Annotated in this window: 17 protein-coding genes; 6 read left to right on the plus strand and 11 right to left on the minus strand. The window is 74.6% G+C overall.

The window, feature by feature from the left end; genetic code table 11:
- Positions 1-81: 81 nt before the first annotated feature.
- The 3 genes from K3554_RS07130 to K3554_RS07140 all read right to left on the minus strand — a co-directional run bounded on the left by K3554_RS07130 (position 82) and on the right by K3554_RS07140 (position 2,573).
- Positions 82-483 (minus strand): hypothetical protein, encoded by a 402-nt coding sequence (locus tag K3554_RS07130; RefSeq protein ID WP_259945367.1) that lies wholly within the window; start codon positions 481-483, stop codon positions 82-84.
- Positions 468-1,538 carry an alkane 1-monooxygenase gene (locus tag K3554_RS07135; RefSeq protein ID WP_259945822.1) on the minus strand — a complete coding sequence of 357 codons (1,071 nt, stop codon included), beginning with the start codon at positions 1,536-1,538 and terminating at the stop codon, positions 468-470. Before K3554_RS07135 ends, K3554_RS07130 begins: the two co-directional genes overlap by 16 nt.
- A gap of 120 nt (positions 1,539-1,658) precedes the next feature.
- Positions 1,659-2,573 (minus strand): lytic transglycosylase domain-containing protein, encoded by a 915-nt coding sequence (locus K3554_RS07140; protein WP_259945369.1) that lies wholly within the window; start codon positions 2,571-2,573, stop codon positions 1,659-1,661.
- A 91-nt stretch (positions 2,574-2,664) separates the two neighbouring features.
- On the opposite strand from K3554_RS07140, the gene ftsY reads away from it, so the two are divergent.
- Positions 2,665-3,783, plus strand: coding sequence for a signal recognition particle-docking protein FtsY (ftsY, locus tag K3554_RS07145; RefSeq protein ID WP_259945371.1), 1,119 nt, complete (start codon positions 2,665-2,667; stop codon positions 3,781-3,783).
- Positions 3,784-3,787: 4 nt separating this feature from the next.
- Here ftsY and K3554_RS07150 read toward each other — a convergent pair whose 3' ends face one another.
- Positions 3,788-4,222, minus strand: coding sequence for an MgtC/SapB family protein (locus K3554_RS07150; RefSeq protein ID WP_259945824.1), 435 nt, complete (start codon positions 4,220-4,222; stop codon positions 3,788-3,790).
- 111 nt (positions 4,223-4,333) lie between these two features.
- Between K3554_RS07150 and K3554_RS07155 the strand changes: the two genes are divergently transcribed.
- The 3 genes from K3554_RS07155 to K3554_RS07165 all read left to right on the plus strand — a co-directional run bounded on the left by K3554_RS07155 (position 4,334) and on the right by K3554_RS07165 (position 6,356).
- A complete protein-coding gene (locus K3554_RS07155) occupies positions 4,334-4,777 on the plus strand; it encodes a hypothetical protein (protein ID WP_259945373.1) in 444 nt (147 codons plus the stop codon).
- 1 nt (position 4,778) lies between these two features.
- A complete protein-coding gene (locus K3554_RS07160; RefSeq protein WP_259945375.1) occupies positions 4,779-5,672 on the plus strand; it encodes a DMT family transporter in 894 nt (297 codons plus the stop codon).
- A gap of 90 nt (positions 5,673-5,762) precedes the next feature.
- Positions 5,763-6,356 (plus strand): inner membrane-spanning protein YciB, encoded by a 594-nt coding sequence (locus K3554_RS07165; protein ID WP_259945378.1) that lies wholly within the window; start codon positions 5,763-5,765, stop codon positions 6,354-6,356.
- A gap of 30 nt (positions 6,357-6,386) precedes the next feature.
- Here the strand turns inward: K3554_RS07165 and K3554_RS07170 are convergent, their stop codons facing one another.
- Positions 6,387-8,114: a pseudouridine synthase gene (locus tag K3554_RS07170; RefSeq protein WP_259945382.1), complete on the minus strand. Its 1,728-nt coding sequence runs from the start codon at positions 8,112-8,114 to the stop codon at positions 6,387-6,389.
- Between the two features lie 76 nt (positions 8,115-8,190).
- Here K3554_RS07170 and K3554_RS07175 point away from each other — a divergent pair, with 76 nt between their 5' ends.
- Positions 8,191-8,634 (plus strand): nucleoside deaminase, encoded by a 444-nt coding sequence (locus tag K3554_RS07175; RefSeq protein WP_259945385.1) that lies wholly within the window; start codon positions 8,191-8,193, stop codon positions 8,632-8,634.
- On the opposite strand, the gene K3554_RS07180 is transcribed toward K3554_RS07175, so the two are convergent.
- From K3554_RS07180 to K3554_RS07200, 5 genes are all read right to left on the minus strand, one after another.
- Entirely contained in the window at positions 8,631-8,924 is a 294-nt protein-coding gene (locus tag K3554_RS07180) for a hypothetical protein (protein ID WP_259945387.1), read from the minus strand. The two genes, K3554_RS07175 and K3554_RS07180, sit on opposite strands and share 4 nt — an antisense overlap.
- A 111-nt stretch (positions 8,925-9,035) precedes the next feature.
- The gene (locus tag K3554_RS07185) at positions 9,036-10,016 is read right to left on the minus strand and encodes a P1 family peptidase (RefSeq protein WP_259945389.1); all 981 of its coding nucleotides are present in this window, start codon (positions 10,014-10,016) and stop codon (positions 9,036-9,038) included.
- Positions 10,013-10,327 carry a hypothetical protein gene (locus tag K3554_RS07190; RefSeq protein ID WP_259945391.1) on the minus strand — a complete coding sequence of 105 codons (315 nt, stop codon included), beginning with the start codon at positions 10,325-10,327 and terminating at the stop codon, positions 10,013-10,015. The genes K3554_RS07185 and K3554_RS07190 overlap by 4 nt, the downstream gene beginning before the upstream one ends.
- Positions 10,327-11,067, minus strand: a complete 741-nt coding sequence (locus K3554_RS07195) for an SDR family oxidoreductase (protein ID WP_259945394.1) — start codon at positions 11,065-11,067, stop codon at positions 10,327-10,329. The genes K3554_RS07190 and K3554_RS07195 overlap by 1 nt, the downstream gene beginning before the upstream one ends.
- Positions 11,068-11,125: 58 nt before the next feature.
- Positions 11,126-12,112, minus strand: a complete 987-nt coding sequence (locus K3554_RS07200; protein WP_259945397.1) for a Hint domain-containing protein — start codon at positions 12,110-12,112, stop codon at positions 11,126-11,128.
- A 147-nt stretch (positions 12,113-12,259) separates the two neighbouring features.
- On the opposite strand from K3554_RS07200, the gene K3554_RS07205 reads away from it, so the two are divergent.
- Positions 12,260-13,039 carry an SDR family oxidoreductase gene (locus K3554_RS07205; protein ID WP_259945399.1) on the plus strand — a complete coding sequence of 260 codons (780 nt, stop codon included), beginning with the start codon at positions 12,260-12,262 and terminating at the stop codon, positions 13,037-13,039.
- Here K3554_RS07205 and K3554_RS07210 read toward each other — a convergent pair.
- Positions 13,036-13,743, minus strand: coding sequence for a tryptophan-rich sensory protein (locus K3554_RS07210; protein ID WP_259945401.1), 708 nt, complete (start codon positions 13,741-13,743; stop codon positions 13,036-13,038). The two genes, K3554_RS07205 and K3554_RS07210, sit on opposite strands and share 4 nt — an antisense overlap.
- Positions 13,744-13,787: the final 44 nt, after the last annotated feature.

Raw genomic sequence — 13,787 nt, forward strand, 5'->3', positions numbered from 1 at the left:
CGCCCCCCTTCCTCTGGCCCCCAAGTATCTCGGGGGAGGCGCGCAGCGCCGGGGGCAGAGCCCCCTTCACCGTCTAGCCCCTTACACCCCCAGATCGGGCAACGGGCAGTCCAGGTCCTCGGTGTCGAACGCACGTGCCACGAGGTCGGCCTCGGGCGCTTCCCCCTCGGCGCGGGCGTGGAACGCGCCGTCGTCTGTCTCCAGGAAGTCCCAGCATTGCGGCTCGGGCGCGCTGTCGTAAACGAAGCAGATCTTGCCGGCGGTGTTCTCGAACCAGATGCCGCGCTGGCAGGTGCCCTCCTCGAAGGCCCAGATCACGCGGCCGTCGCTGAAGTACTGCTCGGCGCCGAAGGGCTCGCCGTAGCGGTCAAAGCGCACGGTCTGCCCCTCGACCATCGCGGCGAACTCGGTGGCGGTGACGGCGCGCTCCGCCGCCGCGGCGGGAAGCGGGGCGAGCAGGGCGAGGATCAGGACGGCGCGCATTCGAGGTCTCCGGAGGGGGGCGGCTCGGGCGACACTAGGGTCTGGCCGTGCAGGGCGTCCACCCGCGGGTTCATGACGTGGCGCCACACCGCCGGCACGAAGGCGAGCGTCACCATCACCGGCAGCGCGTAGGGCAGCATCGGCAGCTCGGGATCGAGGCGCAGGGCCTCGAAGCCGCGGGTGGGGTGCGCGTGGTGGTCGGAGTGGCGCGGGCCGTGGAGCGTCAGCAGGTTCGAGATCGCGTGGGGAGAGTTCCAAGAGTGGGACGGGCCCACCGGCTCCCAGCGGCCCTCGCCGATCTCGCGGCGGCGCATGCCGTAGTGCAGCACGTAGTCGGTCAGCAGGAGCTGGAGCTGCGCGAGCATGCAGATCGCGAAGTAGGCCCCGAGCCCGGCCCAGCCGAGCCACAGGCCCATCGCGAGCATCGTGGCGCCGGCGCCGAGGAGGTACTGCCAGTAGGGATTGCGCCGGTGCCAGCCATGCAGGCCGATGCGGCGCAGGCGGGCCTTCTCGAGGGCCAGCCCGCTCCAGAACGAGTGGTGCCAGGCGCGCATCACGAAGCGCCACCAGGACTCGCCGTAGCGCGCGGTGTTCGAGTCGCGCGGCGTGGCGACCCAGATGTGGTGGATGCCCGGATGGGCGGTGGTCTGGTGGCCGAACAGCAGGGTCACGTAGATCCAGCGCCCCACGGCGCGGCGGAAGCGGCCCGAGGTATGGATCAGCTCGTGGGCGGTGGAGTTCATGATCTGGCCCATGAAGAGGCCCACCGCCATGAAGTAGACCGCCCAGTTGAGCCAGAAGCCCCCCTGCGCGAGCGCGTGGACCGCGAGGGGCAGCACCGCGAAGTGGGTGAGGCCGAGCACGGTCGAGAGGATCCGCGCGCCGCGCTCCGAGGGGGCGGGGCCGTTCTCCTGGAAGAAGTGGTCGAGCGCCGCGGTGACCCAGGCCATCCACAGGAACGAGGCGTAGTCCCAGACCCCGTCGAAGAGCGCGCCGGCGACGACGAGCGCGACCGAGAGGCCATGGGCGAGGACGAAGGGGATCAACGGACGCATCGGTTCCACCACCATGCTGCGGGACACGCCGGGTATGACGCCCAATTCGGGCCGGAATGGGAAACGGGAAAGGCATGCGCCGTCAAGGGGATGGCGATGGGGCCGGCGCGTGCCGAGCCCTCAGGGGTTGCGGAAGACCCGGCAGACGCAGCCCGCGCGGGCGAGGCGGCGGCACAGGCCCTCGGCCTCGTCGCGCGACGGCGCCGCGAGGCGCACGGCCACGTAATCGGGACGGCCCGGCCCGCGGCCGCGCACGGTCACCAGCTCGCGCCGCGCCGCGTTGGCCAGCCCCGCGCAGCTACTCGTCTGGCGCGCGAACGAGGCCTGCGCCGCGCCGCGGTCGGCGCCGTAGCCCACCTGCACGCCCCAGGGGGCGAGGCGCGGCGGCGGCGCGGCGAGGGGCGAGACGCGGCGCGTGCGGGCCATGGCCTCGCAGGCGGCGCGGAAGTCGTCGCCGCCGTCGAGCGCGAAGGTCTTGCCTTCGGGCGGCGCGTCGCGCCACGTCTCGGCGGAGGCCCCGGTGATGATGCGCACGTAGTCCAGCGTCTCGCGCGCGAGCCCGCCGGTGCCCGCGATCCAGCCCTCGGCGCGGCGCTCGCCGCCGTTGTAGCCGATCGCCGCCAGCCCGACGTTGCCGTAGCGCCGCGCCATCTCGGCCAGATAGTGCGCCGACTTCTCGATGGATTCGGCCGGGTTGAACTGGTCGCGCAGCCCCCGGAGCTTGGCGGTGCCGTCGATGAACTGGGCGATGCCGCGCGCCGCCATGGGGCTGACGGCGTTGGGGTCGAACCGGCTCTCCTGCCACAGGAGGCGGGCGAGGAAGGCGGGGGGCAGGGCGTGCTGGCGCGCCTCGGCCTCGATCTGGGCGCAGACGTCGCGCGCGAAGGTCTCGCGGCGGATGCAGCGCGCGGGGCCGTAGCGCCCCTCGGAGCACCAGCGCGCCGCCGGGGCCTCGGGGGCCGCCGCTTCCGCCGCGGCCGCGGGGGCGGCCCCGGACAGGGCGACGACGAGGAGGGCGACGCAGGCACGGAGCATGGGAAGGAGGTTGGGCGGGGGCGGCGCGGTGTCAACCGCGCTTTTCCCCACACACCCTGCGGGTTAGGGGGGGCGGGAAAGGGGAGGCGCCATGTCGTTCTTCAAGAAGCTCAAGGACCGGATGTTTAACTCCTCCGCGCGGCTGGAGAAGGGGCTAGAGGAGATCGTCGAGGACGGGGCCGCGGCCGCCCCCGCCGCCGAGGCCCCCGCCGAGACGCCGCCCGTGTCGGCGCCCGCCCCGGTCGTGCCCCCGCTCGACGTCACCCCCGCGCCGATGCCCGAGACGCCCGCGCCTGCGCCCGAGGCGCCCGCGCGCCCCGGCCTGCTGGGTCGCCTCGTGGAGCGTGTCGTGCCCGGCGCCGGCGCGCCGCGCCGCGTGCTCGACGACGACATGCTGGAGCGTCTCGAGGAGTTGCTGATCGCCTCGGACATGGGCGTGGACACCGCCACGCGCATCGCCGCGAACCTCGCCGAGGGACGCATGGGCCGGCGCCTGTCCGTCCCCGAGATCAAGGCGCTGCTGGCCGCCGAGATCGCCCGCGTCATGGAGCCCGTGGCCCGTCCCCTGCCGCTCTACGCGAAGCGCCCGCAGGTGGTTCTGGTGGTGGGCGTGAACGGCTCGGGCAAGACCACCACCATCGGCAAGCTCGCCTCGCAGTTCCGCGCCGCAGGCAAGCGCGTCGTGATCGCCGCCGGCGACACGTTCCGCGCCGCCGCCGTGGAGCAGCTCCAGATCTGGGGCGAGCGGGCGGGCGTCCCCGTGATGACGGCCGCCCACGGCACCGACCCGGCCAGCCTCGCCTTCGACGCCTACGGGCGGGCCGAGTCCGAGGGCGCGGACCTTCTGCTGATCGACACCGCGGGGCGCCTCCAGAACCGGGCCGACCTCATGGAGGAGCTGGCCAAGATCGTGCGCGTGCTGCGCAAGCGCGACCCGGAGGCACCGCACAACACTGTGCTCGTGCTCGACGCGACCACGGGGCAGAACGCGCTGGCGCAGGTGGAGGTGTTCCAGCGTATCGCCGACGTCACGGGGCTGGTGATGACCAAGCTTGACGGCACCGCGCGGGGCGGCGTGCTGGTGGCCTTGGCGGACCGCTTCGGCCTGCCGATCCACGCGATCGGGGTGGGCGAGCAGATCGACGATCTGGATGCCTTCGACCCCGAGGAGTTCGCTGCCGCCCTCACGGGCGCGGAGATCGATGTGTGAGCCTTCAGTCGTACGTGCCCATCCATTTCTCGAGCTGCCGCACGCAGACCATCACCAGCACCACGAGCGCCGTGGCGAGCGCGGCCACCGGCATCTGCCCCGCGCCGCAGGCCAGCCCGATCGCGCCCGCCATCCACATCGAGGCGCCCGTGGTCAGGTGCCGGACCTTGCCGCCTTGCGTGAAGATCACGCCCGCCGCGAGGAAGGCCACGCCCGAGGTAACGGCCTCGATCAGCCGCAGCGGGTCCATGCGCTTGTCGACGTCGGCATCCAGATGCAGCGTGCCGAGCTGCTGGCCCACGATCACGAAGAGAGCCGCGGCGGCGGCGACCAGCATGTGGGTGCGCAGGCCCGCGGGCTTGTCGCGCCACTCGCGCTCGAACCCGATCACCGCGCCGAGGACGAGCGCGGCCAGCATCCGCGCCGCCACCACGGGCATCGAGACCGACCCGAAGGCCCCCGTGAACTCGTCCGCGAAACTCTCCACGCTCCGTCCTCCTCGCGGAAAAACCTTCGCGGCGGGGCGGGGGTTCCGCCGGATGCCGCGCGCTTGAGCCGCCTCGCCGAGCCCCGGATCGACGAGCGCCCGCCCTCGGGCGCCGAGCACGAGGCGATGATGCTCGCCTCCGGTCTGACGCCCAAGGCCGCCGCCCCCGAGGGCTTCCGCGGCGTGGCAGCCCTGTGGGCACGGGACCGCGACATGCTTGTGGGGCAGGGCGTCGCCCTGGAGCTGCACCGCCGCGCCGAGGCGCGCCCCCACCTCGCGCCCGCGGGCTGGGAAGGGCCGATCGGCCTGATCGAGCTGCTCGGCGTGATCCCCGAGTATCGCGAGATCGGACTGGAGGAGCGCATCGTGCGCAGCCTGTGCACCCTGTTCCGCATCCGCGTGCCCTGCCGCGACGCGCTGATCTGGGTGGGCGAAGCGCGCGCGCCCGTGCTCCTGTCCACCCTCGACGCGCTGGGGCCCGATCCGCGCGACCGCTGGCTGCGCTGACGTGATCGACTGGATCATGGCCGTCGAGGGCACCCCCACGGGTGCCGCCATCGCCTCTGCGCTGGCGCTGACGGCGGCGTTCCTCCATGCCCTGTTCGGCGCGCTCCAGAAGGGCCGGGTTCCTCCTTACGCCGCGCGCGCGTCGATCGACACCGGCCTGGTCGCGATTTCGGCGCCGGCCGCCCTGTTCCTCGTGCCCTGGCCCGAGGGCGGCGCGCAGTGGGGCTTCCTCGCGGGCGCGGTGGTGATCCACTTCCTCTACAAGGTGCTGCAGGCCGAGACCTACCAGCGCGGCGCCTTCACCGTGGTCTATCCGGTGGTGCGGGGCACGGGGCCGCTCTTCGCGGTGATCGCTGCGGGCATCGTGTTCGGCGAGCGGTTCTCGCCCGGGCAATGGGCCGGCGTGGCCGTCGTGCTTGCGGGGCTGTTCGGGCTGTCGGCCTACAACCTGCGCCACGTCGATGCGGCCGCGCGCCGGACGCTTCCGGCGGCGCTCGGCCTCGCCGTGGCCACCGGGTTGACGGTGGCGATCTACACCACCTGGGACGCGGCCGGCATACGCGCGACGCCCAACCCCTTCACCTTCCTGTTCTGGTTCTTCTTCCTCACCGCCCTCGACTTTCCGCTGATCGCAGCCGCGCGGGGCCATTTCCGCCCCACCCGCGAGCTGGTCCGGTTGGGCCTGTCCGGCGCGGTGATCGCATGGGGCAGCTTCGGCGCGGTGATGATGGCGACGCGGCTGGGCTCGGTGGGCGAGGCCGCCGTGCTGCGCGAGACCTCGGCGGTGTTCGCCGCGCTGATCGGCTGGGTCTGGCTGGGCGAGAGCACGGGGCCGCGCCGGGTGGCGCTGATGGGGGCGATCGCGCTGGGCGCGGTGCTCGTGGAGCTGGGGTAGCGTCCCCGTCGCGGAACGGTGTCCCGTGGCATGCTGGACCCCCGTCGCCCGCTCCGCTATGCCCCCGCGTGGCCCGAGGGAGGACCACCGATGGCGGAACGACGCGTGCCCGGATGGGTGAGGACGGCTCTGGAGCTGGGCCCGGTGGCGCTGTTCTTCCTAGCCTACCTGCGCCTGCGCGACAGCAGCCTCACGGTGGGCGGCACCGAGTACGACGGCTTCATCGTCGTCACGGCCGCCTTCATCCCGCTGATCCTCCTCTCCACCGCGACCCTGTGGTGGCTGACCGGCAAGCTGAGTCAGATGCAGATCGTGACGGCGGTGCTGGTGACCGTGTTCGGCGGGCTGTCGGTGTGGCTCAACGACGAGCGGTTCTTCAAGATGAAGCCCACGCTGATCTACGCCCTCTTCGCTGCCGTGCTGGCGTTCGGGCTGTGGCGGGGCCGGTCCTACCTGTCGATGGTGCTGGGCGAGACCATGCCGCTGGACGCCGAAGGATGGACCATCCTCACGCGGCGCATGATGTGGCTGTTCGTGGCGCTGGCCGTGGCCAACGAGGCGATCTGGCGGACCATGAGCACCGACGCCTGGGTGTCGTTCAAGACCTTCGGCCTGCCGCTGGCGATGTTCGTGTTCATCTTTAGCCAGATCGGCATGATCAAGCGCCACACGCCCGACGCCTGAGCGGCGCCTCCTCGGCGGGAGCGCCCGTCCTTACGTCTTGCCGCCGCCCTTGGGGTGCTTGCGGGGGCCGCCGCGCTTCGGGCCGCCGCGCTGGCCGCCCTTTCGGATGCTGACCGAGGGGTCGTCGCGCATGGCCTGCTTGCGCTCGTCGGAGGTAGGGCGCGCGGGCGTCGACCCGCTGCCGTCGTTGCGCGTCACCGGCGGCTTGCCGAAGCGCGGGCCGCCCGGCTTGCCGCCCCGGTCGAACCGGTCGCCGGAACGGGGGGCGCGCGGGCCGTCGCCGCGGGGTTTGTCGCCATAGGGCCGGTCGCCGCGCGGCTTGTCGCCACCCGGCCGATCGCCGCGAGGCCCGTCCCCGCGGGGCCGGTCGGCGAACGGCTTGCCGCCGCCGCCCGCCCGCTTAGGGCCGGCGTCGTCGCGGCGGGGGCGCGGCGGGCGGGCGTCGTCGGAGCGGCCCTTGCCGTGGTCGACGAGCCGGTCGCCCGAGGGCCGGGGCCGCCGCGCCTTGGCATCGCCCGTGCCGTCGCGCCCCGCGTCCTCGTCGCGCCGGCGCGGGCCATAGTCCTTGCGGGGTCCGTAGTCCTTGCGCGGGCCGCCTTCCTTGCGAGCGCCTCCCTCGCCGCGAGGCCGGTCGCCGCCCGAGCGGGGGCCGCGCGACTCGCCCCGGGGTCCGTCTCCGCGGGGGCGATCCCCCGCCGGGCCGTCGCGGCGCTCGAAGCGGCGCTCGCCCTCGGCGCGGGGCGGGCGGCCCTCGCCGCGCGGCTTGGCGCCGTCGCGGGGACGCTCGTCGCCGTCGCGCCGGGGCTTGCCGCCCGCGAACCCGCCCGGCTTGCCGCCACCGCCGCTCCGCGGACGGTCGCCGCCGGGGCGATCCCCAGGCCGTCCTCGTCCCGCACCACCCGGCTTGCCCGGTCCGCGCCCACCGGCCTTGCCCGGACCCTTGCCGCCCCGTCGCTCGTCGTCGCTCATCGCCTGATCCCTCGCGGGCGCCGGGCCCGCCTCTCCGGGGCGGCGCGCCTGCGCGATCTCGCCCTCCCACAGCCCGCCGAGCTGCTCGCGCAGCACCCGCGGGCGCACCTCCTCGACCGCGCCGGGGCGCAGGTTGCCCAGCTGGAACGGCCCGTAGCTCGTGCGGATCAGCCGCGCGACCTTCAGCCCCACGGCCTCCATCGCACGCCGAATCTCGCGGTTGCGCCCCTCGCGCAGGCCGACCGTGAGCCAGGCGTTCGCGCCCACCTCGCGGTCGAGCACCGCCTGCATCGGCGCGAAGCGCTCGCCGTCCACCTCGATGCCCGCGCGCAGCCGCTCCAGCGCGGCCTCGTCGGGGTGCCCGTTCACGCGCACCCGGTAGCGCCGCAGCCAGCCGGTCTCGGGCAGCTCCAGCCGGCGCTTCAGCCCGCCGTCGTTGGTCAGCAGCAGTAGGCCTTCGGAGTTGAGGTCCAGCCGGCCCACCGACAGCACGCGCCCAAGTTCCGCGCGCAGGGCGTCGAAGACGGTCGGGCGGCCCAGCTCGTCGGACTCGGTGGTCACGAGGCCCGCGGGCTTGTGGTGCAGCCATAGGCGCGCGGGCTCGGCGGCGGGCAGGGGCGTGCCGTCCACCGCCACGCGGTCGCGCGGGCCGACCGGCTCGGAGCCGTCGGCGGGCTTGCCGTTCACCGCGACACGGCCCTCGGCAATCATCGTCTCGGCCTCGCGGCGCGAGGCGAGGCCCGCGCGGGCGATGCGCTTGGCGAGACGTTCTTGCTGTTCGTCGGACATGGGGCGCCCCTACGCCCACGCGGGCCACATGGGAAGCGCCTTGCGCGCGCGCCCCGGGGGCGGCAGGCACGGCCCCATGTTCCGCTCGTTCATGCCCGTCGCGCTGGAGGAGGCCGAGGCCGCCGCGCGGCGCGGCGAGGTGCCCGTGGGCGCCTGCGTCACTCGCGGGGGCTCGGTGATCGCGCGCGCAGGCAACCGCTGCCGCGAGTGGAGCGACCCGACTGCCCATGCCGAGATGCTCGTGCTGCGCGCGGCTTGCGAAGCGCTCGGCTCCGAGCGGCTGGAGGGCTGCACGCTCTGGGTGACGCTGGAGCCCTGCGCCATGTGCGCGGGCGCGATCGCCCACGCGCGGGTGACGCGGCTGTGCTTCGGCGCGCCGGACCCGAAGTCGGGCGGCGTGCTCCACGGGGCGCGTGTCTTCGAGCACCCGCAGGCGCACGGCGCGCCCGAGGTGATCGAGGGGCTGGAGGCCGCGCGCGCGGCCGAGCTCCTGCGGGTGTTCTTCGCGGCGCGGCGCTAGCGGCCGCGCTCGTCGGCGCAGGTGCCGAACGTGGTCAGGAGCGTGCCGGCAGGGCACTGGCCGAAGCCGTAGGGGCCGCGGAACGCGGTGGCGTTCTCCTCGGCGGCGCCCACGTAGGCGCCGAGCTGGGGCCGCGCCATCTCGTCGGCGCCGGAGCGGATCCTGAACTCCGTGACCGGCGGCGTGGTGGACAGGCCGAGGGTGTCGGGCAGGATCGGCACGACCGGCGCGACATGCGCGCCGGCCGGCAGGGCCACGAGGGTGGCGGCGAGGGCGAGAGCGGCGCGCATGGGATGTCCTCCGGTTGATCCGAAAGGTTAACGCGATCGGTGCCGCCACGGTTTCGCCACGATCGCGCGACGCCGCCGCCCGATCGGCGCGATCGCGGCAACGGCGCCGGACTACGCGCCGGGCCAGCGCTCGCGGTGGGCGGGCAGGGCGCCGCCGGGCGCCGCCGCCGCCACGCCGCGCGCCACGGCGCGCGCGAGGCAGGTCGCGGCAGCATGGCCCAGCCGCATGGCGTCCCACACCGGATCGGCGAGGGGGCGCGCCCCGGTGCTGGCGGCGAACACCAGATCGCCGTCGAGCGGCGTGTGGCTGGGCGCGATGGCGCGGGCCAGCCCGTCCTGTGCGGCCGCGGCCAGCCGCGTGGCCTGCGCCTGCGTGAGGGCGGCGTCGGTGGCGACGATGGCGATGGTGGTGCTTTCGCCGGGCATCCGCGGGGTCTGGGGTTCCCAGTCCGGGGGCAGGGTGCCGGGACCGCCGGGCAGCTCGCCCGCGAAGGCCCAAGGGGCGGTCAGGAAGCGGCCCCCGTCGTCGCAGACCCGGCCCAAGGCGTTGCAGGCCACTAGCGCGCCCACCGTCGTGCCGTCGTCCAGCACGGCGGAGGCAGTGCCGAGACCGCCGCGCAGGTCGCCCGCGTGCGCGCCGAAACCCGCGCCGAAGCTGCCGCAGGGGACGTCCACCGAGGCGGCCTCCAGCGCGCGGCGCCCGAGCGCGGGGTAGGGGTTCGCGTCCCAGTCCTTCGCGCCGCCGTTCAGGAGGTCGAACAGGATCGCGCCGGGCACGATGGGCACGCGCGCCGCGCCGACCGCGAAGCCGCGCCCGATCGCGCGCAGCCCCGCCATCGCACCGTCGCAGGCCGCCAGCCCCCAGGCCGAGCCGCCCGACAGCACCAGCGCGTCCACGTCCTGCACCAGCTTGTCGGGGGCTAGCAGGTCGCTCTCGCGCGTGCCGGGCGCGCCGCCCATGATGTCGATCCCGGCCACGAAGGGGCGCTCTCCCACCAGCACCGTGGTGCCCGATCGCAAGGCGTCGTCGTGGGCCGAGCCGACGCGTAGGCCCGTCACGTCGGTGATCGCGTTGCGCGGCCCGGGCCTCACGCGCGCACCATGGTGCCGTCGAAGCGGCCCAGGCGGCGCAGGCGGGCGTCCTCGCGGAAGGCGCCGGTGATCAGCGCGCCGGGCAGTACGAGGATCACGGTGTCCGCGCCCGCCTCGTCGGCGATGCGCGCGGCGGTCGCCTCGTCGAAGTAGCCGCGCAGGCGCGGGCCGTGCGGCGGGGCGATCACCTCGACGTGGTCGAAATCGGGCGACAGCCCCGCCGCGCCGGCCGCATCCAGGAGGTGCGCGAACGCGAGCCGTTGCGAGGCGAAGCGCCCCGCCAGCACGTCGACGCGTACCGCGAGGCGCATCAGATGCAGCGCCCGCCGTCGACCTCGAGCCCGACGCCGGTGATCATGGAGGCCGCATCGGAGCACAGGAACGCGGCAGCCTCGCCCATGTCCTGCGGCGTCGAGAACCGGCCCAGCGGGATGGTGGAGAGGAACTTCGCGCGCATCTCGGGGGTGTCCTCGCCCATGAACGACTTCAACAGAGGCGTGTCGCCGGCCACGGGGTTCAAGCAGTTCACGCGGATGCCTTCGGGCGCCAGCTCCACCGCCATGGCCTTGGTGGCGGTGATCATCCAGCCCTTCGACGCGTTGTACCAGTTGAGCCGGGGGCGCGGCGAGACGCCCGCCGTGGAGGCGACGTTCAGGATCGCGCCCGCCCGCGCACTCTTCATGACGGGGACCACGTGGCGGGCCGAGAGGTAGACGGACTTCGCGTTCACCGCGAGCACACGGTCGAACTCCGCCTCGTCCACCTCCTCCATGGGCTTGGGCAGGTGGGTGATGCCGGCGTTGTTCACCAGCACGTCGATGCGGCCGAAGGCGTCGAGCGCGGCGGCGGTCAGCGCCCGCCAGTCGGCGTCCTTCGACACGTCGCAGCCGGCCGCCCGGCTGCCGGTCTCGCGCGCGGCCGCCTCGGCCCCGTCGCGGTTCAGGTCGGCGACCATGACCTCGGCGCCCTCGCGGCGGAACACCTCGACGATGCCCCGCCCGAAGCCCGAGGCGCCCCCCGTGACGATCGCGCACTTTCCTTCGAGTCTCATGGCCCGGTCCTCCCGCGGGCGAGGGGACCGCAGCGGGGCGGCGGCTGCAAGCGCCAAGTCAGCGCGTGGAGGCGCGGCGCAGGATCGCGGCGGCATCAACGCCGTCGAAGTCCGAGGCGCTGGGCTCCAATCCCGGCGCGGGCGCCTGCGCGCGCCCGCCGAGGCGGAGGGTGACGTCGGCGCTCAGGGCCTCGTCGAAGCCGGCGAGCACGTCCTCGGAGACCAGAAGGCTCTCGGCCGGGATGCCCTCCACGTAGATGATCTCGTGGGCATCGAAGAGGAGGTGGAAATACTCCACGTAGCCGCCCGCGTCGCGCCAGACCGTGTCGTCGTTCACGAGGTGGCGGGCGCGCACCAGCAGCTCGCGGCGGCCGGCGCGCAGCGCGTCGGTGCGCTGGTACACGAACAGGCGGTGGTCGGGCGACAGGATCAGGGTGCGGGCGTTGCCCATGGCGCCCTCGGAGATGACCACGGGGGCGTTGGCGCCCTCGGCGCGCACCGACTGGCGGCCGATCCAGCGGACGGGGCGGGGGCCGTGGTCGCGGGTCAGCACGCGCTCGCCCGGCTCCAGCGTCTCCACGGGACGCTGGAGGCCGCCGGCCATGGTCACGCAGGTGCCGCGGGTGAACGACACCGAGGCCACGCTGGCCAGCTCGCCCGCCACGGCCTCGGAGGCGATCAGGGTGTACTCGTCGCGCGGCCCGAGGGGGCCGAGGGGCAGCACGTGACGCGCGCCCTCGATCTCCACCACCAGCACCTCGACGCCGGCGCCGCGCTCGCTCATCAGCTGGTGCCGCGCGAGGGGCGCGATGGCCGCGCCAGGCGTGCCCAGCGAGGAGCCGGCGCCCACCTCCGGCCCGCGGCTGCCGCGGGCGATCACAAGCTCGCGCTCCGCGGCCCCGGGGTCGAGCGCGTAGACGTCGCCGGCCACCACGTCCCCGAGCCCGCCGATGGGGTCGCCCATCAGCGCGCCGGTCTCGACGAGGAGGGCGCCGGCGGGCAGCGCGGCGCAGCGGCTCATGCGCAGGAGGGGCGAGTCGGTCATGGGGGCCATCATCGTCCACGGCGCGGGCATAATCACGGCCCCCGCGGGGCGATCCCGGTCACGTTTCCGAGGCTTGCGCGGACGCGGTACAGATGACGCGGGCGCGGGGCGGTGCTAGGCCGGGCCGCGAAGCAGGGGGAGACGTACATGGATCTGGGAATCCGGGGCAAGCGGGCGCTGGTCTGCGCCAGCTCGAAAGGCCTGGGGCGCGGCTGCGCGGAGGCGCTGGCGGCGGCGGGCTGCGACCTCGTGGTCAACGGGCGCGGGGCCGAAGCGCTGGAGCGGACGGCCGAGGCGATCCGCGCGGCGCATGGCGTGCGCGTGGACGCGGTGGCCTGCGACGTGACCACGGAAGCGGGGCGGGCCGAGTTGCTGACCGCGGCGGGCGAGCCGGACATCCTCGTGACCAACGCGGGCGGGCCGCCGCCGGGCATGTGGTCGGACTGGTCGCGCGACGACTTCATCGCCGCGCTCGACGCCAACATGCTGACGCCGATCGCCCTGATGCAGGCCTGCCTGCCCGCCATGCAGCGGCGCGGCTGGGGGCGGGTGGTTAACATCACCTCGCAGTCGGTGAAGGCGCCGATCCCGGTCTTGGGACTGTCGAATGCCGCGCGCACCGGGCTGACGGGCTTCGTGGCCGGCACCGCGCGGCAGGTGGCCGCCGACGGGGTGACGATCAACAACCTCCTGCCCGGCATCCACGACACCGACCGGGCGACCTCGCTCGACGAAGGCGTGGTGAAGGCGCAGGGCGTCACGATGGACGAGGCGCGCGCCCAGCGCGAGGCGACGATCCCGGCCCGGCGCTACGGCACGGCGGCCGAGTTCGGCGCGGCCTGCGCGTTCCTCGCCTCGGTCCATGCGGGGTTCATCGTCGGGCAGAACATCCTGCTCGACGGCGGGGCGACCAACGCGACGATCTAAGGCGCGCGCTCGCGGCGCAGGCGGGCGAGGGCGAGGCCCAACACCGCCAGCGCCGCGACGAGCGCGAAAAGGCCCAGTGGCGACAGCCCGTTGCGCACCGTGACGGCCACCAGCGCCCAGGCCACCGCCACCCCATAGAGCAGCGAGGGGCGGCGGAGCAGCATCGCCGCTGCCACCACGATGCCCACGGCGAGGGCGGCGAAGGCCCAGCCCACGGGGCCGAAGGGCGGCAGGCCCCAGCCGGCGGCGAGCAGCCCCAGCGACACCGCCGAGGCCGCCGTGAGCCACCCGGCATAGAGGCCGACCGGCGCGCGCAGCAGCCACAGGTCGCGGGACGGGGTGCGGATCAGCGCCACCAGCGCGCCGACGAGCATCGTCCAGATCATCGCCGTGGCCCAGAGCGGCGAGGCGAGCGCCACCGCCAGCCACGGCACGCCCACGCCGAGCGAGACGATCAGGGGCAGGCGTGTGGCGTCCCAGCCGGCGTCGTCGCGGCGCCGCCACAGCCCGAACGCGGCGGAGACGACGAGCCACAGGTAGATCACGCCCCAGATCGCGAAGGCGTAGCCCGCGGGCTGCACGGGCGGCTCCTCGATCCGCACCGGGAACTGCGCGGGGTCGTAGCCTGCGAAGGACGGGCCGAGCACGGGGGCCAGCGCGAAGGCGACGGCGAGCACGAGGACGAGGACTGCGCGGACGGTCATGGGGCTCTCCGGTTGCGGGGGCGAACGCGCGCCGGGGGGGCGGG

It is taken from the genome of Jannaschia sp. W003 (assembly GCF_025144335.1).
In the GTDB taxonomy this organism is placed as follows: Bacteria; Pseudomonadota; Alphaproteobacteria; order Rhodobacterales; family Rhodobacteraceae; genus Jannaschia.